Below are 20,987 nucleotides of genomic sequence, written 5' to 3'. Positions count from 1 at the left end.
AATGTTGCGCTCGGGAGATGATCCCGATACCTCTCTGTCGGTAACAACGGAACGGATGTCTTGCAAATGAAACCTTACCGCATCGGTACCCGCGGCAGTCCGCTTGCTCTGGCGCAGGCACACGAAACACGCTCGCGGCTGATGGCTGCGCATGCTCTTGCAGAGGATGCGTTTGAAATTGTGGTGCTGTCGACCAAGGGTGACCGGATCACCGACCGGCCGCTGGCCGAAATTGGCGGCAAGGGACTGTTTACCGAGGAACTCGAGGAGCAGCTGAGCGACGGGCGGCTCGATCTGGCGGTGCATTCCTCCAAGGACATGCCGACGGCGTTGCCGGATGGTCTTGGTCTGGTGACTTTTCTCGAGCGTGAAGATGTTCGCGATGCCTTTATCGGCCGTGCTGCACCGCGGCTTGAGACCTTGCCGCAGAATGCCGTGGTCGGGTCCTCGTCGCTCAGGCGGCAGGCGCTGATCCGTCGGTTGCGGCCCGATCTGAAGGTGATCACTTTCAGAGGCCAGGTTGAAACCCGGTTGCGCAAACTCGAAGAGGGCGTGGCCGACGCCACGCTTCTGGCCCATGCCGGGCTCAAGCGGCTTGGCAATACGGGGGTCATTACCGAACTGCTGGATCCGGACAGCTTTCCGCCAGCACCCGGGCAGGGCGCGATCTGCATTGAAGCCAGAACGAATGACGAGCGCATCGCCGAATTGCTGGCCCCGATCAATCATGCCGACACGCAAGCCGCGCTGTCCTGCGAACGCGCGTTCCTGGGCGCGCTCGACGGGTCCTGCCGCACACCAATCGCGGGGCTTGCGACGATTTCCGAGGGCCAACTCTCCTTCTTCGGCATGATCCTGACACCGGACGGAACGGTCTGGCACGACATCCGCGCCGATGGTCCTGTGAGTGATGCGGCGCAGGTGGGTGCCGATGCCGGCGCAGAGGTGCGTGGGCGGGCAGGAAGCAGCTTTTTCGATAGCTGGACCTGAGGCGGGTCGATGCGGGTTCTGGTGACGCGGCCGGAGCCGGGCGGACAGCGAACCGCTGAACGGCTTGCGGCACTGGGTCATGACCCGGTGCTGATGCCGCTGTTTGAGACGATGGTTACCGCGACGATTGATGATTTGCCGCCCGCTGATGAAGTCAGCGGGCTGATCGCCACCAGCGCCCGTGCATTCGCCCTGTTCAAGAGCGGTGATGTGACCCAATCGGGGCTTCGCAATGTGCCGATCCATGCGGTGGGACCGGCCACGGCGCAGGCAGCGCGAGACGCGGGGTTTGTCGATGTTCGCGAGGGTGGAGGAACCGCAAGTGCCCTTTCGCAAACGCTCATGGCGGCCCGGATGAAACCCCGTGAAGGTCGCAATCCTGTCGGATCGGATGTCCGGCCAGGCGCTCTGGTCTATCTGGCGGGTGTGCCGCGTACACCGGTGATCGAGACGGCACTCGAGGCTGAGAAGATCGATTTCTCGGTGATGGAATGCTACAAAATGTCTGAAATAAGTTATTCAACTGACATTTTAAAATCAGATATTTTTTCTCTCGCGCCGGATGCAGTCCTGTTTTTTTCGGCCAATGCCGCGCAGCATTTTTCCAACCTGCTCAGTGCCGAGGATATCGGCAAAGCATTGGATTCGGCGCGTTTTATCTGCCTGTCGGATCAGATCGCGGCACGATTGCCGAGCGATTGGCAGGTGCGTTCGATCGTGTCCGGACGTCCTGATGAGGACAGCCTGCTTGCATCGCTTGTTGCGTTGGGATGATTTGCCGGAACAAAGGCCTCGGTTAGAGCGTATTGCACGATACACTGTGCACAATCAGCCTCGCCAAACCATCAAACAGGAGATGCCATGAGCAAGGGCCCCACCCCGCGACACTCCAAATCGCCCAAGCCGGTCACCATTGATCTCGACGCCACTGATGTGACGCCGAAGGAAGTGCCGAAAGCAAAGTCGTCCGCGACGGGGCCTGCCGTGGCGAGAACACCTGACCCGGTTAAGCCGGAAGACGCCAAGGCCGGAACGACGGGAGCCAGCGCAGCGGCGGCGGGAAGCCAGACCAAGAGTGACAGCGCGGCCAAACCCTCTTCCGATCCGAAAGTGGACCCGAAGACAGGCCCGACTGCAGCAGACACCAAAACGCCCGATACAAAGGCAAACCAGACCCAGACCGGCCCCAAGCAGGCAGAACCGGCGGCCAGCCAGACAGGGCCGAAGCAGTCAACGACGGGCCCCGCTGGCGCCAAACGTTCAGACTCCAAACCTGCAAAGCCGGAGAGCAAGAGTGGCGGCGGCATCGGCATGGTGATGTCCAGCCTGATCGGCGCGGTGATCGCCCTTGGCGGCGGATATGCGCTTCAGGCAGGCGGTGTGCTGCCAGCGCCCAGCGCGGGCGGCGATCAGGTTTCAGCCTCAAGGGTTGATGCGCTTTCATCACAGGTGGAAACACTGTCACAACAGCTCAATAGTTCCACCGCCCAGGTTGGTTCCGATATTCCGGCCCGTCTCGACACTCTGGAGGCTGGGCTCGCCAATGCTACGGCGAGTGCCGGTGGCGATGGTGGCGATCCGGCAGCGATGGCCCAGCTTCAGGAGAGGGTTGCCGGTATTGAAAACAAGATCGCGGAACTTGGCAATGGCGGCACGGCAGCTGCCGCAGATCCCGAACTTGCCGCAACGATGAACGAAATCAGCGCCGCGCAGAGTGGATTTCAGACGTCGATGAGCGAGCTTCGGTCCAGCTCCGAGGAACTCTCAGGCAAGATCGCAGAGCTTGAGCAAGGCCAGCAGGCGCTTGCGGAGCAGTTGGATGCGCCGTCACGCCAGATCGATCTGGCGCGCGCGATCGGTGCGGCGGGGCTCAAGTCTGCAATTGACCGGGGCGGTTCTTTCACAACTGAACTCGAGGCGTTTGCCTCGGTGGCTCCGGATGATCCAGCAGTCCCCGAACTCAGGGATCTGGCGGCACGTGGCATTCCCAGCAGGGCCGATCTGGTCGCGGGATTCTCCGATGCCGCCAGCAAGGCGATTGCTGCTGCCGATCCCGGTGATCCTGATGCCGGGCTGGTCGACAGGTTGATGTCGAGCGCCATGTCTGTGGTCAAGGTCCGCAAGGTCGGCGACGTTCAGGGTGACAGCGCAGAGGCAATTGTCGCGCGCGCCGAAGCCCGGCTGCTCAATGGTGATATCGAGGCCGCTCTCACCGAGTGGAACACGCTGCCTGAAGCGTCACTTGCCGCCACGGCCGAGTATCGCGACGCGCTTGCTGCGCGTGCAAGCGCCGAGAAGCTGATTGCGGCAGCCATGGCGCCTTCAGCGCCTTCCGAAGCCCCGGCCAACTAGGAGAAACATGATGATCCGGTTGTTATTCTTTGTTGTGCTGATTTTGGCCCTTGGCTTTGGGTTTGCCTGGCTTGCCGACCGACCCGGTGATCTTTCCATCGTCTGGCAGGATCGCCGTATTGAAATGTCGCTGATGACGGCGGTCACGGCGATCGTCTCGCTGATTGCGGCTATCATGATCAGCTGGTGGCTGATCCGCACCATTCTCATGTCGCCGCGCACGGTGGCACGCTATTTCCGCGCCAACAAGCGCGACCGTGGTTATCAGGCACTGTCGACCGGGCTTCTGGCCGCAGGGTCTGGCGATGCGGCGATGGCGCGCAAGATGAACAAGCGGACCAAGGGTTTGCTGAAAGCAGACCAGGAACCGCTGATCCATCTTCTCGATGTTCAGGCCGCGCTGATTGAAGGCCGTCACGACGAAGCCCGCAAGCTGTTTGAGGCGATGGCCGAGGACCCGGAGACGAAGCTTCTGGGCCTGCGTGGGCTTTACCTCGAGGCTCAGCGTCAGGGTGCGGACGAGGCGGCGCAGCATTATGCGGAAACCGCCGCCGAACAGGCACCGCATCTGCCATGGGCTGGTGCAGCGGCGCTGTCCTACAGAACCCGGGAGGGCAAGTGGGACGAGGCGCTTCAGCTGCTCGCCCGTCAGCGCCAGGCCGGCACGGTGGAAGCTGCCGCCGCGGACCGAACCAAGGCGGTACTGCTGACTGCCCGTGCACGCGACAATGTTGACAACGACCCGTCATCTGCCCGCGATGATGCGCTCAATGCACTCAAGCTGGCGCCTGCTTTTGCGCCTGCGGCAGTCATTGCAACGAAGGCGCTTCTGCGTCAGGACAATTTGCGCAAGGCCGCCAAAATTCTTCAAACGGCGTGGAAAACCAATCCACATCCCGAAATCGCCGAGGCCTATGTCAGGGCGCGTGTCGGTGATACCTCGGCTGACCGTCTCAAGCGGGCCGAACGACTTGAGAAACTCAGACCGCTCAATCCGCTATCTCTGGATGTGGTGGCACGTGCAGCACTCGACGCTCACGAGTTCGATCTGGCTCGCGAGAAAGCGAAAGCCTCGGCACGGCTGCAGCCATCTGAAGGTATATTTCTGCTGCTTGCCGATATCGAGGAAGCTGAAACCGGTGATCAGGGCCGTGTACGCCACTGGCTGAGCCAGGCTGTTCGTGCGCCGCGTGACCCGGCCTGGACCGCTGATGGTTACGTGTCGGAGACCTGGGAACCGGTGTCGCCGGTGACCGGCAAGCTCGATGCCTTCGAATGGAAGGTTCCTGTCGAACAATTGGCTGGTCCGAGCATCGACAATCAACCGCCCGAGCAGGTGTTTGAACGGGCGATGGCGAGCCTGCCCCCAATTCGTGAGAACGGAAGTGCCGGTGCCGATAAGACATCCACAGCCGGGGTCCCGATTGCCGATCCTCTTGTTGAAGCTGTGGTGCCGTCAGAAAAGCCTGAAGAACCGCCGCAACCTGCGCCCAAGGCAAAGCCTGCAGTGATCGTTGACATGGAAAAGGTCAAAGACCCTGCGCCGGAGCCCGCAAAGGGAAATGGAGCAGGACCTCCGTCTGCTGTTGAACCGGAGGCTCAGCCGAAGGAAAAAGCAGGTGTGACGGCACCACAGCCGCAAGCAGCTGAGAGTGAATCAGCAGTAGATAAGTCGCCTGAGGAAAAAGATGACGCAGCAAGCGCGGACAAGAAGCCTGTGAAAGCGGATCCAGAAGCCGAGGCACGCGCAAAGGAATCCGCGTTCCTGACCCATCGTCCTGATGATCCGGGTATTGATGTCAATGCGGAGCCGGAGAAGCCGGGTCGTTTCCGCTTGTTTTGAGTTGGTTTGGAAAAGGATAGGGAATGCTTGATCAAATACGCGCTTTTCTGGGCGGGCTTCGCGACGACAAACAGAAAATGCCAGATGCGAGCAATCCCGATGTTGCTGCAGTGGCGCTGTTTTTCCATGTCATTGGCGCTGACGGCGTGGTGGATGCGGTCGAGTCTGCAAAACTCCGGGAGCTGATTGCTCAGGAATACGACCGGAGTGGCGCGGAGATGCGTCAGCTGATCGAGGCAGGCGAGCAGGCTGACCGCGAAGCCGTCGATCTCTATCAGTTCACCAGCATCCTCAACCGTGCACTGGAGGCCGAAGCGAAAGTTCATTTCATCGAGCTTTTGTGGAATCTGGCCTATGCCGACGGATACCGGCATGAACTGGAAGATCACGTTGTCTGGCGTATTGCCGACCTTATGGGCGTGTCGAGCCGGGACCGGGTGCTCGCGCGCCAACGTGCGCTGGCGGCTGCAGGTCTCGATGACGCGGAGGCTCCGGGTGACGGGGACTGATTTCAGGCCTGGATCAAGATCAGGCCGCGTTCTCATCATTTTGCATCAGGAGACGTCAAGCTCGGGTCGCGTCGGGCAACTGCTTTCCCTTATGGGCTATGACGCAGATATTCGCCGACCGGTGCTTGGTGATCCGCTGCCGGATACGCTGGACGGACATGCCGGTGTGGTGGTGTTTGGCGGACCGATGAGCGCCAATGATCCTGACGAGGGAATCGCCCGCGAAACCCGGTTCATGGATGTGGTGCTGAAATCCGGCAAACCCTATCTCGGGATCTGTCTGGGCGCTCAAATCCTGGTCAATCATCTCGGAGGCCGGGTGGCCGGACGCGACGATGGTGCGGTCGAGATCGGCTGGTACGGGCTGGAAGCAACGCCTGCCGGCAGGAAGATGATGGAATGGCCGCAGATGGTCTACCAGTTCCATCGGGAAGGTTTTGATCTCCCCCGTGGTGCAGAGCTGCTGGCGACCGCGGATCTGTATCCAAACCAGGCTTTCCGTTATGGCGACAATGCGTGGGCGATCCAGTTCCATGCGGAATTGACGCTGGCGATGATGCACCGGTGGGCCGTGCGGGGCGCGCAACGGTTTGTGCTACCAGGTGCCCAGCAGGGCGCGGAGCATATTGCCGGCCGACTGGTTCACGATGCAGCGCTTCTTGGTTGGCTCAAGCAGTTCCTGAACCGGGTTTTTCCTGCCGATCCACATCTGCCTTGAGTGCTGCCCGGCTTTCCTCGGCGTCCCTGTCGAGCGATTGAATCTGGCGCAGTTGCGGGAACCCGAAACTCCAGGCCAGAGCCACGGCCAGGGTTCCGGCGCCGCCGATCACGACTGCGGCTACCGGTCCGATCAGCGAGGCCATCACGCCAGCGCGGAATTCGCCAAGCTCGTTGGAGGCACCGATGAAGACCATGTTGACGGCGCTGACACGGCCGCGCAACTCGTCCGGCGTCCACAATTGCACCAGGCTCTGACGGACATAGACCGAGATCATGTCCGAGGCGCCCATGACAATCAGGGCCGCCATGGTCAGCGGCAGGGATTTCGACAGACCAAACACCACCGTTGCCGCGCCGAACACCCCAACCGCAATGAACATCGCCCGTCCGGCATGCCTGCGGATCGGACGTGAGGCGAGATATATCGCCATGCCGATCGCGCCGATGCCGGGGCTGGCGCGCAGGAAGCCCAGACCCCATGGCCCGAGCTCGAGCACGTCGCGGGCAAAAACCGGCATCAGCGCGATCGCCCCGCCCAGCAACACGGCAAACATGTCGAGCGAAATGGCACCAAGGACGATCTTCTGGTTTCGGACATAGCTGAAGCCGGCAACCAGTGTCTTCCAGCTCTGGCTTTGCCCGCGCGTTCTCTGCAGCGGTGGTGGCACCAGGGCGATGGCAATGATCGCGGCGGCGAAGAAGAAACAGGCGGTGAGATAAGGCACGGTTGCGCCAAGGCCGTAGAGCAGACCGCCGGCGACGGGACCGACGATGGTCGCGGTCTGCCAGGAGGTCGAGTTCCAGGCAATCGCATTGGGCAGATCCTGGGCCGGCACCAGGTTCGGGGCCAGAGATTGCGAAGCGGGAGCGAAAAACGCGCGGGAGATGCCGATCACAAGCAGCACGCCGAAGATCGGCAGGGGTGAGGTCAGGCCGCGCCAGGCGAAAAACACCAGGGCTACCGCCGAAAAACCGATGATGATTTCACAGATCAGCATGATGGTGCGGCGGCCATAGCGATCTGCGGCAGCCCCGGTAAACAGGATCAGCACCAGGGCCGGCAGAAACTGGATCAGACCGACAAGGCCGAGGTCGAAGGGGTCGCGGGTCAGATCGTAAATCTGCCAACCCACCGAGACGCTGATGATCTGTAGTGCAAAGGTCGACAGGAAACGGGCCAAGAAATAGAAGGCGAAGGGACGATGGCGAAAGGCTGCGAAGCGGTCTTCCGCCGTGGCTGAGGCTTGCATTGGGTCTGTCCGGTTTATGTTCGCCGAGCTATACACCAACGGCCGAACCGCGCCACCGTCTTGTGGCTCCGGATCTTGCCTTAACCCTGCCCCAGCATAGGCCGCCGCCCACCCTTGCCGCCCGGGCCTCGAGTGTCTACATGTCTGTCACGCGACGAACAGCCGGAGAATCTTATGATTGCAGTCTTTTCAACCATCGACATGGTCTTGGGTCTTTACACCTGGATCATTATCGGCAGTGCCATTTTCTCCTGGCTTTATGCCTTCAACGTGATCAATTCGAACAACCGCTTTGTGGGCATGGTCGGTGAGTTCCTGTTCAAGGCGACCGAGCCGGCGCTGCGGCCAATACGGCGGATCATGCCGGATCTGGGTGGACTCGACATTTCGCCGATCATCTTGCTGATCGCGATCTTTTTCGTGCGCACCTTCATCGCCACGTCGCTCGCACCGATGTTCTTCTGAGCGGCTGGTATAAAATCACCAGTGACGGTGTCGAGCTTGCGGTACGGCTGACGCCTGCCGCGTCTCTCGACGGCATTGACGGTCTGGTCGAGGACGCAGCCGGTGTGCTTCGTCTGAAGGCGCGGGTCCGTGCCGTCGCCGAGAAGAGCAAGGCCAACCGCGCGCTTGAAAAGCTCATTGCCAAACAGCTCAAGATCGGCAAGACCTCAGTCCGGGTGATCTCCGGAGAAACAAGCCGGTCAAAAATCATCCGCATCGACGGTAATCCCGACCATCTGGTTCCGAAGCTTGAGGTTCTGGTACGTTAAAGCAGATCACGCCACGGGATCGCTTGATCGAGTGGCGTGATGGAATGCTTTTGCTTGCTGAAGCAGGTTCAGCCCTTGGTCTTGGCGCGCTCGATCGCCTCGACGATCAGGCCGCGCGCGGTTTCGGCATCGCGCCAGCCGCCGATCTTGACCCATTTGCCGGGCTCCAGATCCTTGTAGTGCTCGAAGAAATGCTCGATCTGCTGCAGAGTGATCTCCGGCAGGTCGGTGTAGTCATCAACGCCAGCGTAGCGCTGGGTCAGGTGCGCTGATGGCACCGCGATGATCTTCTCGTCCTGTCCGGCATTGTCTTCCATGACCAGAACGCCAATCGGACGCACATTGATCAGGCAACCGGGAATCAGCGGCCGCGTGTTGCAGACCAGAACGTCGATCGGGTCGCCATCGTCAGACAGGGTGTGCGGCACAAAGCCGTAGTTCCCTGGATAGGTCATCGGTGTGTAGAGGAAGCGGTCGACCACCAGCATGCCGGCGTCCTTGTCCATTTCGTACTTGATCGGCTGGCCGCCGACCGGCACCTCGATGATCACGTTGACGTCGTGTGGCGGGTTTTCGCCGATGCTGATGGCGTCTATGCGCATGATCGCTCCAATTCGGATATCTGTTGCATGACGTGCTCAAGCGGGAGGAGATTGAGGGCAGCGTGCATGCGTCAATTCAGCGCCTCGGTACATTGACGCGTGTTCGATTGAACGCGCGTTGTATCAGGCGGCTCCGGAATTAAAGCCAAAGGCGGTTTGGTGCAACAGGACTTTTGGCGCGATTGGCCTGAGATGAGGTCTCAGGACCAGACAAAGGCCAATTTCTTGAGTGTCTTGCTGTCAAAAGTCTCATGGCCTTCGGCAACGTCGCGACCGCCCTGGAACCGGTAGAACTCCACTGACGCGTGATTTTCCTCGAGACACCAGACAACCACACCCTTGCAGCCGAGTGATTCCAGAAGATGCCGGGCCTCGTTGAACAGGCGCTTGCCCAATCCAACACCCTGAAACTCCGGCTTCAGATAAAGCTCGTAAATTTCGCCTTCCTGCGGCAGCGAACGGGCACGGTTGAGGCCCAGTGTGGCGTAGCCGGCCACTGTGCCGCCGACATCGAGCACCAGAATGGACGTCGAGCCGCGGACGGCCCGCTTCCACCAACCTACATTGCGGCGCTCCAGCATATGCCTGAGAGCCTTGTAGGGCAGTATACCGGAATAGGCATGGCTCCAGGCCGCCCGATGGGTTGCGGCAATTGCTTCCGCATCCTGCGGCTCGGCATGCCGTATGTCGATTGTTAACGTGCTCATGCGCCCATTCTACCGTTCATGGTATATCCGATGAAGCCGCATAGGGCCTGCCCCGGCATCTGCCCACAGCATTGTTCTGTGGACTGCGTGAGGTGAGTTAACCGTTTGTTAAGGAAATATGCAAGAGCGCGGCGCTTCTGCCGGGCTAAAGGTCAGTCAGAAGCCGTGAACCGGTCGAGGGTTTTCTGCGCCGCTTGAAAGAATTGGCCGACCTGCAGGCCGTCAACAAGGGCATGGTGGACCTGAACGGCGACCGGACAGCTCCAGCGTCCATCAGGACCTTGCACGAACTTGCCCCATGAAAACCGTGGGATGCAGTCATCCGGGCCGGGCAGCGCATTGTCGAGCGCGGTAAAGTCGATCCAGGGCAGGCAGGACAAGTAGGCGAGGTCGGATCGCTGGCCGGTGTTGGCGCCCAGATCGGCGCCCGCGGCGGTTTCCTCGATAATCGCCTTGCAGCTTTCATCGAACCGGGCCCAGTCCTCTATGTAGGGGATGTAGGCGTAACCAAAGGTGTCGCCGGGCCGTGGGACCGTGGCTGACAGCGCGATTTCGTCGTATTCCAGCACCTGGTCGCCGGTGAAACGCATCTTCAGTGCCGCAACGGCGTGAACACCAGCGCCGATTGCATGAATAAAGGCCCGGTAGGGCGACACGCCCTGAGGCTTGCCATGGGTCATCAGGGCAGTGATGTCGACGCGCGCGGTGGTGGCGAACTGCGGCCGGTCATAGGTCCGGAACAGGTGGAACTGTCCGGCCCGTGACCAGGTCGCAAGATCTACTTCACGCGCGTCAGCCATATCAGGCGGCGCTGGCGCCTGATTTTCCGAAGCGCTTGCGGTCAGTTGCGTCGAGGTAACGCTTGCGCAGGCGGATTGATTTCGGTGTCACTTCCATCAGCTCATCATCCTGGATCCAGGACAGCGAACGGTCCAGCGTCATGCGGATCGGTGTAGTCAGCTTGATCGCTTCATCCTTGCCGGCGGCGCGGATGTTGTTGAGCTGCTTGGCCTTGAGCACGTTGACTTCAAGGTCGTTGTCGCGGGTATGAATGCCGATGATCATGCCCATATAGACCTTGTCGCCTGGCTCGATGATCATCGGGCCACGGCTTTCCAGGTTGAACATCGCATAAGCGACGGCCTCGCCTGCCATGTTGGACAACAACACGCCATTGGTGCGGCCGGCGATATCACCCTTGTAGGCCTGATATTCGTGGAACAGACGGTTCATCACCGCTGTGCCGCGCGTATCGGTCAGCAGTTCCGACTGGTAGCCGATCAGGCCGCGGGTCGGCGCATGGAAGACAAGACGCACACGATTGCCGCCCGACGGGCGAAGCTCGGTCATTTCACCCTTGCGCTCGGACATCTTCTGCACGACGACGCCGGAATGTTCCTCATCGACGTCGATGACGACCTCTTCGATCGGCTCCATCAGCTTGCCATTTTCGTCATTGTGCATGACCACGCGCGGACGCGACACGGCCAGCTCGAAACCTTCGCGACGCATGGTCTCGATCAGCACGGCCAGCTGCAATTCGCCACGGCCAGAAACGAAGAACGAATCCTTGGCGCTCGATTCCTCGATCTTCAAGGCCACGTTGCCTTCTGCTTCGCGCAGCAAGCGGTCGCGGATAACGCGGCTCGTCACCTTGGTACCTTCGGTGCCGGCCAGCGGCGAATCATTGACCATGAAGCTCATGGTCACCGTCGGCGGATCGATCGGCTGTGCGTGAAGCGGCTCGGTGACCGAAGGGTCACAGAATGTATCGGCAACGGTGCCCTTGGACAGGCCGGCGATGGCGACGATATCGCCAGCATGGGCCTCGTCGAGCGCAACGCGCTCAAGACCGCGGAAAGAAAGGATCTTGGAAATGCGTCCGGTTTCGACCAGAGATCCGTCGCCATGCAGAACCTTGACCTGCTGGTTGGCCTTGACGGTTCCGGAATAGATGCGGCCGGTGATGATGCGGCCGAGGAACGGATTTGCTTCCAGAATGGTGCCGATCATCCGGAAAGGACCTTCTTCGACCGTCGGTTCCGGCACATGCTCGAGAACCAGGTCGAACAATGGGGCAAGTGTGCCGCCATCTTCCGGACGATCCGGTCCAATCGACATCCAGCCATTGCGGCCTGAACCATACATGATCGGGAAGTCGAGCTGCTCATCGGTGGCGTCGAGCGCTGCAAAGAGGTCGAAGACTTCGTTGATGACTTCGTCGACGCGGGCGTCGGGACGGTCGATCTTGTTGATGGCGACGATCGGACGAAGCCCGACCTTCAGCGCCTTGCCGACCACGAACTTGGTCTGCGGCATCGGGCCTTCAGCGGCGTCAACCAGAACGATGGCGCTGTCGACCATCGAGAGAATACGCTCCACTTCGCCACCGAAATCGGCGTGGCCAGGAGTGTCGACGATGTTGATGCGGTTGCCCTTCCAATCCACCGAAGTGGCCTTGGCGAGAATGGTGATGCCGCGCTCCTTCTCGATGTCGCCCGAATCCATGGCGCGTTCCTGAACGCGTTCGTTTTCGCGGTAGACACCGGATTGCTTCAGCATTTCGTCAACGAGCGTGGTTTTACCATGGTCAACGTGGGCGATAATCGCAATATTGCGCAGGGACATAGATCAGGTCTCATTCTGGAGAATACAAAAACGCCGGACCAAGATCCGGCGCGGGCCGACAAACGCCGGACTTTGCGCGGCTTATACAGGGTTTTTTGCGGTTGCGAAAGAGGCCAAGGCAACACAGCCTTAACGGGCTTAAAAAAGGCCAGAGAGCGCTTTATTTCATCATATTATACCGGGAGCGAAACAAACAATCAAACATTGAGAACAGGGTCCAGGGTTCCTGATCGTGGTGATTCATCAACCGCGCAGTGCGTTGTTGGGTGGCGCCGTTGAGGTTGTCGAGGTCGTAGACCTGTCGGCCCATGGAGGGCGGCAAGGTCGGAAGCTCTCACCAGGGAGTTGGTACTGGCAGAGACGTGGAAACCTAGGCAGGAAAGCGATATTTTGCTTCTTCTATGTGATCATGGCGCATGGTGAGAGGGGACCAGTGCACGTCGAAAGTAAGTATGACAGGCACGGCTTGTTTGATGGCAACGCCAATTTTGCCGCTCTTGCCGGGATTGGGTATCAACCTAGGTGATAAAAGGCAGCAGGAGACCAATATGCGCAAATTGCAGGCCCAGGGCATCCACCACATCACATTGGTGGGGGCAGACCGGCAGACCTCGATAGACTTCTGGGAAGGCGTGCTCGGCATGCCGTTCATTTTCGAGCAGCCCAATCTCGACAGAGAGTCTGAAAGCCACCTCTATTTCGATCCGGGCGACGGACGGTTGATCACCATCTTTACCAATGAAAACCGCAAGCCCGACCGGTCCCGCACATCAACCGAACCCGGCGCAGTTCACCATCTCGCCATCAATGTGTCGAAGGCCACATTCTCTCAGGCTGTCGAGCGGCTGGATGAACGCGGGATCGAGCACAGTGGCGTCAAGGACCGTGGCTTCATGGATTCGATCTATTTCACAGATCCGCTGGGCTTTCTGGTCGAACTCGCCGCCTACCGGTTCGAGCCGCCGCCCGGATCGTCCCATGCCGAGGTGCTGCTGGAGGCGCACCGGCTCAGGGTCGCGAAAGGCGACTACAACATTGCAGAAATCCACCTGGCCGACGCGATCGAGGCGATCATTGAACGTTCGCAACAATCACTGTCGGACGACCGGACGCCGAAAAAGGCCTATTAGGGCCTGTTCCTGCGCCGGTTGTGCGGTCGGGCCTCAGGCCAGACCGCGTTTTTCGAGCATCGCGGTGGCATCGGGCATGCGGCCGCGGAAAGCCTCATAAAGTTCGGCCGGATCGCGCGAGCCGCCGGCTGAATAGATGTTTGCGCGCAGCTTCTCGGCCATGTCGGCATCAAACGGATCACCGGTCTCCTCAAATGCCGCAAAGGCATCCGCATCGAGCACTTCCGACCACATGTAGGAGTAGTAGCCAGCCGAATAGCCCTCGCCCGAGAACACATGCAGGAAATGCGGGCTGGCGTGGCGCATGACAATCGCCTCGGGCATGCCGAGCTTCTTCAGTGTTTCAGCCTCGAAGGTCGCTGGATCTGCCTTGTCGCCTGCGGTGTGCCAGGCCATATCGACCAGCGCTGACGCGGTGAATTCGACGGCGGCGAAACCGGCATTGAAGGTCTGCGCTGCAAGTACCTTGTCGAGAAGCGCGCGCGGGATTGGCTCGCCTGTCTTGTAGTGGCGGGCGTGCTTTTCGAGGATTGCGGGCACCGTCAGCCAATGTTCATAGAGCTGTGACGGAAGCTCGACGAAATCGCGGCTGACCGAAGTGCCGGCCAGCGATGGGTAGGTTACATCCGAGAGCATGCCATGCAGCGCATGGCCAAATTCATGAAACAGCGTGCGCGCGTCATTGAGCGACAGCAGCGCTTCGCTGCCGGCTGCCGGTTTGGCGAAATTCATCACATTCGTGATGATCGGCTGCTCGCCTGTCGTCCCATCCGGCATCTTCAGCTTGTGCTGGCTCCGCATGCCGCTCATCCAGGCGCCGGAGCGCTTCGAGGGACGGGCGAAATAATCGGCGATGAAGGTGGCGATCATCTCGCCATCACGTCCCCGAACCTCGAAGACGCGCGCATCCTTGTGCGGGCCGGCAATGTCCTTGCGTTCGGTCATGGTGACGCCGAAGAGCCGATTTGCCACATCGAAACAGGCGTCAATCATCTTGCCGAGCGGGAAATAGGGCTTGAGTTCGGCTTCGGAAAAATCAAAGCGCTGGGCTTTCAGTTTTTCGGCGTAATAGCGCCAGTCCCAGGCCGCTACCTCGTGGTTGCCGCCTTCCTCTGCGATCAGCTTGGCAAGTTCGGCACGATCGATATCGGCGTGCTCGACGGCGCGGGTCCAGACATCGCCGAGCAGCGTTTCAACCGCTTCAGGCGTCTTGGCCATGCTGTTGTCGAGCTTGTAGGCGGCATAGCTGTCGTAGCCCAACAGCGTTGCCTTCTCGGTGCGAAGCGCAATGATCTCGGAGATCAGCGCTGCATTGTCGGTTACGCCGCCCTTGGCGCCGCGAGCGGTCCAGGCCTTGAAGGCGGTTTCGCGCAAATCGCGGCGCTCGCTCGATGCCAGGAAAGGCTCGATGATCGAGCGCGAGAGGGTGACGGCATATTTGCCCTTGTGGCCGAGATCTTCGGCAACGGCTGCCATGGCCGCGCGCAGATCATCGGAAAGGCCCGCAAGATCAGCCTCGTGCTCGAGCAGCAGAAGGTAATCCCGTTCGTCCGCCAATACATTCTGGCCGAACTGGGCACCTAGGCTCGCGAGCGTTTCGCCGACTACTGCCAGCCGCTTCTGTCCGTCTTCATCAAGTGCTGCGCCCGACTTGATGAAGGACTTCCACACCCGCTCGAGCAGGCGGTCCTGCTCCGGCGTCAGGCCGAGGCTGTTGCGTTTGCGGTACAAAGCGTCGACCCGCTCGAAAAGGTCTCGGTTCATGGCGATTTTCGAGTAATGCCGGGACATGCGCGGCGCGATATCGCGCTCCAGCGCCTGGATCACGTCATTGGTGTCGGTGCCCGCCCGGTTCCAGAACAGGGCCGAGACCTTCGACAGCTTGTCGCCTGCCAGCTCCAGTGTTTCGAGCGTGTTGGAGAAGCTCGGCGCTTCCGAATTGTCGGCAATGGCCGCGATATCGGCGTCGTGCTCTGCAAGCGCGGTTTCAAAGGCCGGGGCAAAGTCGGCGTCGGTGATTTTTGAGAATTCCGGCAGACCGAGCGGGCCAGTCCAGTCAAATATGGGGGAAGCGGGTGAGGTCATGGAAGGCTCCTTGTCATGCCCCCCATGTAGGCCGGGCGGCGTCTGTGAACAAGGCGGGGGGGCAATGTCTGTCCTTGCGCAGGCGAAAACAATAAGGGCGAGACCGTGGTCGGTCCCGCCCGCAAAACGCATTGGAGATGTGCGCATCAGCCCTTGCGGTCGCGCGCAGCCAGTGTTCTGAGCCTGAGCGCATTGAGCTTGATGAAGCCCGCCGCGTCCTTCTGGTCATAGGCGCCCTGATCGTCCTCGAACGTCACCAGTGCATCGGAATAGAGCGACTTGTCGCTTTCGCGCCCCGTCACCATCACGTTGCCCTTGTAGAGCTTCAGGGTGACTTCGCCTTCGACATTCTTCTGGCTCAGATCGATGGCTGCCTGCAGCATCTCGCGTTCGGGCGAGAACCAGAATCCGAAGTAGATCAGCTCCGCATAACGCGGCATCAGCTCATCCTTGAGGTGGGCTGCACCGCGGTCGAGCGTGATTGATTCCATGGCCCGGTGGGCTGTGAGCAGGATGGTGCCGCCCGGGGTCTCGTAGACGCCGCGCGATTTCATGCCGACAAAGCGGTTCTCGACCAGATCAAGACGGCCAATGCCATTGTCTCGGCCATAAGTGTTCAACTCGGCGAGTATGGTCGCCGGGCTCATGCGAACGCCATTGATCGAGACGGCATCGCCTTTTTCAAAGCCTATCTTGATGATGGTGGCCTTGTCGGGCGCAGCTTCCGGCGAAATCGTGCGCATGTGCACATATTCGGGTGCTTCCACCGCCGGATCTTCCAGAACCTTGCCCTCGGACGACGAGTGCAGCAAGTTGGCGTCGACGGAGAACGGGGCCTCGCCCATCTTGTCCTTGGAGACGGGGATCTGGTGTTCTTCGGCAAACTTGATCAGATCGGTGCGGCTCTTGAACGACCAGTCGCGCCACGGCGCGATGATCTTGATGTCCGGGTTGAGCGCATAAGCCGACAGCTCGAAACGGACCTGGTCGTTGCCCTTGCCGGTGGCGCCATGGGCAATCGCATCTGCGCCGGTCTCGTGCGCGATCTCGACCAGCCGCTTTGAGATCAGCGGGCGGGCAATCGAGGTGCCAAGCAGATAGACGCCTTCATAGACGGCATTGGCGCGGAACATCGGAAAGACGAAATCGCTGACGAATTCCTCGCGGACATCCTCGATGAAGATGTTCTTGTCGGGGATACCGAGCATCTCGGCCTTCTTGCGCGCCGGCTCCAGCTCCTCGCCCTGGCCGAGGTCGGCTGTGAAGGTGACAACTTCGGCGCCGAGTTCGGTCTGCAGCCATTTCAGAATGATCGAGGTGTCGAGACCGCCTGAATAGGCGAGAACGACTTTCTTGACGTCCTTGTGCGATGCCATATTTGTAGTCTTTCTTTTTGGATGCTCTGCCCCTGAAGGTCTGAATTCCGGGGGCCTTGAATTTTGCCGCACTTTTAGCGGGTTTATAGCGCCATGCAAGGGTTAGAGCGTCGTTTGAGGAACCAGCGCTGCTCGCATTGCGTTTGTTTCATTGGTGCCCCACGTTTAAGCGGCAAACAGACTATCGACATAAAAGGGAGACGAGAATGACCCATTTCCAATCCGTGATGGAGAGTGGCAAGGTTGCCGTTGTGACAGGCGCTGCCTCAGGCATCGGCCTTGCCGCAGCAAGGTCGTTTGCCGCACGCGGCATGTGCGTGGTTCTCGCCGATGTCGACAGGGACAAACTGGCGGAAGCCAAGGATGCAGTGGCCTCCGAATCAGCAAATCCCGCCACCGATATCGTTTCGATTGAAACCGATGTCAGCGACATCGACGCTGTCAGTGCGCTGGAGCGGACGGTGCTGGAGCGCTTCGGCCGCGTCCACCTGTTGATGAACAATGCGGGCATACAGCCCGGAAGCAGCATGTTTGGCGCGCAGGTCAACTGGGACAAGGTTCTCAACGTCAATCTCAAGGGCGTCATCAACGGAACCCGGGTCTTTGGGCTCAACATGATCGCCCATGGCGAGCCATCGATGATCATCAATACCGGCTCGAAACAGGGCATCACCACGCCGCCAGGTGATCCTGCCTATAATGTTGCAAAGGCCGGGGTGAAGGCATTTACGGAAGCTTTGCAGCACGAGTTTCGCAACACCGACAATTGCCAGGTCAGCGCCCATCTGCTGATTCCGGGGTTTGTCTATACGCCGCTGACATCGCGGGGCCGGTCCGAGAAGCCGGAAGCGGCCTGGACGCCTGAACAGACGGTGGATTTCATGATGGACGGCCTGGCAAAGGGCGACTTCTACATTCTCTGCCCGGACAATGACGTCGATCGTGCAACGGACGAAAAGCGCATTGCCTGGGCAGCCGGCGATATCATTGAAAACCGGCCGCCATTGTCGCGCTGGCATCCTGATTATGCAGAGAGCTTCAAGGACTATCTCAAGACATAGAGTGGCCGGAATTGCTTCCGTGGTTCTGGGATTGGTGGGGCCCAGAGGTCCAAATGAATGGATTGGCTGTGATCTGAAATCGGCATAAGAGTGTGACATCTCTTATCCGGATCGCCCAAATGTTGATGGACTATATTCCCGGACTGCCCGTCCTTGCCGCTTTCTCGCTCGCCACTGTGTTGCTGGCGATCACACCTGGACCCGACATGACATTGTGGATGAGCCGGACCATCCGCGATGGCAGAGCCATCGGCTTCATGACGCTGCTGGGCACCAATCTCGGCATCGGCATTCACACATTGCTTGTGGCGTTCGGCGTGTCGGCGCTGGTCGTTGCCTCGCCGGTTGCCTTTCTGGTTCTCAAGACCGGTGGCGCGGCCTATCTGCTCTGGCTTGCCATTCAGGCTTTGCGCAACCGATCGGTCTTGTCGGTGAAAGCCGCCGGCAAGACAGATGCATCGCTGGGCAAGGCTTTCCTCAACGGGCTCTGGGTCAATCTTCTCAACCCGAAGGTCATCATTTTCTTCATGACCTTTCTGCCGCAATTCGTACGGGTCGACGATCCGCACGTGACCGGCAAGCTGATTTTTCTGGGTCTGTTGTCGATTGTCATCGCGCTGCCCATCGCCATTATCGTTGTGCTTGGCGCAAACGGGCTCGCCGATTGGCTCAAGCGCAAACCACAGGTGATGCGGATCGTGGATTATGTCTTCGCTGGCGTGTTTTCGGTGTTCGCGGTCAAGATTCTGCTGACCCAGAGCCGCTGAAATCTCAGTTCGGGTCCGTCGGTACGGGCGCTGGCCGTTCGCTCGGCAACCAGCGACCGGCATTACGGCCGACAAACAGCCAGTAGATGCTGCCGCCGATGATGCCGCAGGCGACGTGGACCGCAATCAGCCATGACGGTTCGATCGCCGTTGCCGCTGAGGAGTGCACCGCTGTTGCGAGTGGCAAGCTGGTGGCAACAAGAGCGATGCCACCAGCTGCCAGCGCATGGCTCAGCCAGTCGCGCCGGCGCCAGAATTCAAAGATCGCGATAAGGACGAAGGTCGGCAGCAGCACGGCGCGCGCAAACAGGCTTGCGACGCCAAAAACTCCGACGATCAGTGTCACTGTGAGTTCTAGCTCGCTGAAACGACCGAAATCCTCCGGCACCACCAGCCGGGCAAGAAATGCATAGGCGAGGCCCGCTGCCAGACATCCAGCAAAAAAGCCGAATGCAATCGCGAACATCCGGACGAGAAGACGGAGAATATCGCCCATCCCGAGATGTCAGTCCGCGCCGTGGCCGGCGATCATCATGGCTTCGAGCGCCAGCCGCTCGGTCTTGCGCATGCGCTCGGATTCGCTCTTGAGCTGACCGCAGGCGGCAAGGATGTCGCGGCCGCGCGGTGTGCGGATCGGCGAGGCGTAGCCGTTTGCGTTGATGAAGTCGGCAAAGGTCTCGATCGTTTCCCAATCCGAGCATTCATAGGCCGAACCAGGCCATGGGTTGAACGGGATGAGGTTGATCTTGGCCGGAATGCCCTTGAGAAGCCGCACCAGCTCCTTGGCGTCTGAGAGACTATCATTGACGCCCTTGAGCATCACATATTCGAATGTGATGCGCCGCGCGTTGGACAGGCCGGGATAGTTGCGGCAGGCGTTAAGCAGTTCCTTGAGCGGATACTTCTTGTTGATCGGCACCAGCTCGTCGCGCAGCTCATCGCGCACGGCGTGTAGCGAGATCGCCAGCATGACGCCGATTTCCTCGCCGGTGCGCACAATCCCCGGCACCACGCCGGAGGTCGACAGGGTGATGCGGCGGCGCGAAAGTGCCAGGCCGTCGCCATCGGCGGCAATCAGCAGCGCTTTCTTGACGTTGTCGAAATTGTAGAGCGGTTCGCCCATGCCCATCATGACGATGTTGGTGACCTTGCGGCCTTCCGCAGGCACGATGGCGCCCTGCGGCGTATCCTTGTGCGGAAAATCGCCAAGCCGGTCGCGAGCGACGAGCAATTGCGACAGCACTTCCTCGGAGGTGAGGTTGCGCACCAGCTTCTGGGTTCCGGTGTGGCAGAAGGTGCAGGTCAGCGTGCAGCCGACCTGGCTTGAAATGCACAGGGTGCCGCGGCCTTCCTCGGGAATGTAGACAGTTTCAACCTCGACAGGACGGCCTGCGCCACGCGGCGGAAAGCGCATCAGCCACTTGCGGGTGCCGTCGTTGGAGATCTGTTCTTCGACGATCTCTGGGCGGCCGACGGTGTAGCGCTCAATGAGGCTTTCGCGCAGTTCCCTCGAAATTGTGTGCATGTCGGCAAAATCAGAGACGCCGCGAATGTAGAGCCAGTGCCAGAGCTGGTTGACCCGCATCTTGCGCTGGCGCTCGGGCACGCCGGCTTCGGCCATGGCGGCAACCATTTCCTCGCGGCTCATGCCGATGAGTGTCGGCTTGCCGTCCATCGCCTGGCTTGCGGTGACTGCAGCTGCAGGCCGGATGGGGCGTGTCGAAGGGTCTGTCAGATCGATAGTGGCGGGCATCGGAAACCGGAGCTCTTGTTGGCTAGAGTGCTATAGCCTCCAACCGGAGGCACAAAGGCCGCTCTAGATTTAGAAAAACAACGCATCGCGCTTGCCGAAAAGCGATTTTCGAGGTCGTGCCGATGCAGTAGGCCCCGCCCTGTATCAGGTTTTCCTCGGCGCGTCACCATCCGTGCTCTTTACGAGTTCCTGTCCGATAAGGTGCCGGGCCGCTATCCTTGCGCAAACCAACCGAAGCTTGGAGCCGAGAGAGGGTCTTGTCTCCTGTCCCGCGTACAGGCCCCGACAGGTTTTCATCTCCGCATGTTCGATTGCGGCATTATCAGCCCACGGACCCAGCCGGTGGGCCATCATTGTTGCGTGATCGTAATAGTTCATGGTTGTGATCCTTGTTAGGACCATCAAGCCACGAGACTGCTGACACCCTGTTGTCAGTGGTTG

Annotated in this window: 20 protein-coding genes; 11 read left to right on the top strand and 9 right to left on the bottom strand. The window is 60.0% G+C overall.

Features of this window, described 5'->3' with window-relative positions:
* Positions 1 to 60 precede the first annotated feature (60 nt).
* The 6 genes from hemC to WNZ14_RS03310 all read left to right on the top strand — a co-directional run bounded on the left by hemC (position 61) and on the right by WNZ14_RS03310 (position 6,412).
* Complete coding sequence (hemC, locus tag WNZ14_RS03335; protein ID WP_342867181.1) at positions 61 to 990, top strand: hydroxymethylbilane synthase; 930 nt, start codon at positions 61 to 63, stop codon at positions 988 to 990.
* 9 nt (positions 991 to 999) lie between these two features.
* Positions 1,000 to 1,764: a uroporphyrinogen-III synthase gene (locus tag WNZ14_RS03330; protein WP_342867180.1), complete on the top strand. Its 765-nt coding sequence runs from the start codon at positions 1,000 to 1,002 to the stop codon at positions 1,762 to 1,764.
* 87 nt (positions 1,765 to 1,851) lie between these two features.
* Positions 1,852 to 3,342 (top strand): mitofilin family membrane protein, encoded by a 1,491-nt coding sequence (locus WNZ14_RS03325; protein ID WP_342867179.1) that lies wholly within the window; start codon positions 1,852 to 1,854, stop codon positions 3,340 to 3,342.
* 7 nt (positions 3,343 to 3,349) lie between these two features.
* Positions 3,350 to 5,185: a heme biosynthesis HemY N-terminal domain-containing protein gene (locus tag WNZ14_RS03320; protein ID WP_342867178.1), complete on the top strand. Its 1,836-nt coding sequence runs from the start codon at positions 3,350 to 3,352 to the stop codon at positions 5,183 to 5,185.
* A 23-nt stretch (positions 5,186 to 5,208) separates the two neighbouring features.
* The gene (locus WNZ14_RS03315) at positions 5,209 to 5,694 is read left to right on the top strand and encodes a TerB family tellurite resistance protein (RefSeq protein WP_342867177.1); all 486 of its coding nucleotides are present in this window, start codon (positions 5,209 to 5,211) and stop codon (positions 5,692 to 5,694) included.
* The gene (locus WNZ14_RS03310; protein ID WP_342867176.1) at positions 5,663 to 6,412 is read left to right on the top strand and encodes a glutamine amidotransferase; all 750 of its coding nucleotides are present in this window, start codon (positions 5,663 to 5,665) and stop codon (positions 6,410 to 6,412) included. Before WNZ14_RS03315 ends, WNZ14_RS03310 begins: the two co-directional genes overlap by 32 nt.
* Here the strand turns inward: WNZ14_RS03310 and WNZ14_RS03305 are convergent.
* Positions 6,363 to 7,664, bottom strand: a complete 1,302-nt coding sequence (locus WNZ14_RS03305) for an MFS transporter (protein WP_342867175.1) — start codon at positions 7,662 to 7,664, stop codon at positions 6,363 to 6,365. The genes WNZ14_RS03310 and WNZ14_RS03305 overlap by 50 nt on opposite strands.
* A 174-nt stretch (positions 7,665 to 7,838) precedes the next feature.
* On the opposite strand from WNZ14_RS03305, the gene WNZ14_RS03300 reads away from it, so the two are divergent.
* Both WNZ14_RS03300 and WNZ14_RS03295 read left to right on the top strand, forming a co-directional pair.
* Entirely contained in the window at positions 7,839 to 8,129 is a 291-nt protein-coding gene (locus WNZ14_RS03300; RefSeq protein ID WP_342867174.1) for a YggT family protein, read from the top strand.
* Complete coding sequence (locus WNZ14_RS03295) at positions 8,126 to 8,437, top strand: DUF167 family protein (protein WP_342868496.1); 312 nt, start codon at positions 8,126 to 8,128, stop codon at positions 8,435 to 8,437. Before WNZ14_RS03300 ends, WNZ14_RS03295 begins: the two co-directional genes overlap by 4 nt.
* Positions 8,438 to 8,505: 68 nt before the next feature.
* Here the strand turns inward: WNZ14_RS03295 and ppa are convergent, their stop codons facing one another.
* From ppa to typA, 4 genes are all read right to left on the bottom strand, one after another.
* Positions 8,506 to 9,039, bottom strand: a complete 534-nt coding sequence (gene ppa, locus WNZ14_RS03290; protein ID WP_342867173.1) for an inorganic diphosphatase — start codon at positions 9,037 to 9,039, stop codon at positions 8,506 to 8,508.
* Positions 9,040 to 9,239: 200 nt separating this feature from the next.
* Positions 9,240 to 9,746, bottom strand: coding sequence for a GNAT family N-acetyltransferase (locus WNZ14_RS03285; RefSeq protein ID WP_342867172.1), 507 nt, complete (start codon positions 9,744 to 9,746; stop codon positions 9,240 to 9,242).
* Between the two features lie 152 nt (positions 9,747 to 9,898).
* A complete protein-coding gene (locus WNZ14_RS03280) occupies positions 9,899 to 10,546 on the bottom strand; it encodes a chloramphenicol acetyltransferase (RefSeq protein ID WP_342867171.1) in 648 nt (215 codons plus the stop codon).
* Position 10,547: 1 nt separating this feature from the next.
* Positions 10,548 to 12,374 (bottom strand): translational GTPase TypA, encoded by a 1,827-nt coding sequence (gene typA, locus WNZ14_RS03275; protein ID WP_342867170.1) that lies wholly within the window; start codon positions 12,372 to 12,374, stop codon positions 10,548 to 10,550.
* A 548-nt stretch (positions 12,375 to 12,922) separates the two neighbouring features.
* On the opposite strand from typA, the gene WNZ14_RS03270 reads away from it, so the two are divergent.
* On the top strand, positions 12,923 to 13,504 hold the full coding sequence (locus tag WNZ14_RS03270) for a VOC family protein (protein ID WP_342867169.1): 582 nt from the start codon (positions 12,923 to 12,925) through the stop codon (positions 13,502 to 13,504).
* 33 nt (positions 13,505 to 13,537) lie between these two features.
* Here the strand turns inward: WNZ14_RS03270 and WNZ14_RS03265 are convergent, their stop codons facing one another.
* Positions 13,538 to 15,589, bottom strand: coding sequence for a M3 family metallopeptidase (locus WNZ14_RS03265; RefSeq protein ID WP_342867168.1), 2,052 nt, complete (start codon positions 15,587 to 15,589; stop codon positions 13,538 to 13,540).
* A gap of 146 nt (positions 15,590 to 15,735) precedes the next feature.
* A complete protein-coding gene (locus WNZ14_RS03260) occupies positions 15,736 to 16,965 on the bottom strand; it encodes an argininosuccinate synthase (protein WP_342867167.1) in 1,230 nt (409 codons plus the stop codon).
* 206 nt (positions 16,966 to 17,171) lie between these two features.
* On the opposite strand from WNZ14_RS03260, the gene WNZ14_RS03255 reads away from it, so the two are divergent.
* Both WNZ14_RS03255 and WNZ14_RS03250 read left to right on the top strand, forming a co-directional pair.
* A complete protein-coding gene (locus WNZ14_RS03255) occupies positions 17,172 to 18,026 on the top strand; it encodes an SDR family NAD(P)-dependent oxidoreductase (RefSeq protein ID WP_342867166.1) in 855 nt (284 codons plus the stop codon).
* 125 nt (positions 18,027 to 18,151) lie between these two features.
* Positions 18,152 to 18,793, top strand: coding sequence for a LysE family translocator (locus tag WNZ14_RS03250; RefSeq protein ID WP_342868495.1), 642 nt, complete (start codon positions 18,152 to 18,154; stop codon positions 18,791 to 18,793).
* Between the two features lie 4 nt (positions 18,794 to 18,797).
* On the opposite strand, the gene WNZ14_RS03245 is transcribed toward WNZ14_RS03250, so the two are convergent.
* Together WNZ14_RS03245 and rlmN are read right to left on the bottom strand one after the other, a co-directional pair.
* Complete coding sequence (locus WNZ14_RS03245) at positions 18,798 to 19,289, bottom strand: hypothetical protein (RefSeq protein WP_342867165.1); 492 nt, start codon at positions 19,287 to 19,289, stop codon at positions 18,798 to 18,800.
* A gap of 9 nt (positions 19,290 to 19,298) precedes the next feature.
* Entirely contained in the window at positions 19,299 to 20,546 is a 1,248-nt protein-coding gene (gene rlmN, locus WNZ14_RS03240) for a 23S rRNA (adenine(2503)-C(2))-methyltransferase RlmN (protein WP_342867164.1), read from the bottom strand.
* Positions 20,547 to 20,987: the final 441 nt, after the last annotated feature.

The sequence above is a fragment of the Hoeflea sp. AS60 genome (assembly GCF_038900115.1).
Taxonomy (GTDB): Bacteria; Pseudomonadota; Alphaproteobacteria; order Rhizobiales; family Rhizobiaceae; genus Hoeflea.
The sequence above is the reverse complement of the archived record's forward strand: the minus strand, read 5'-3'. Positions and strand labels throughout refer to the sequence as shown.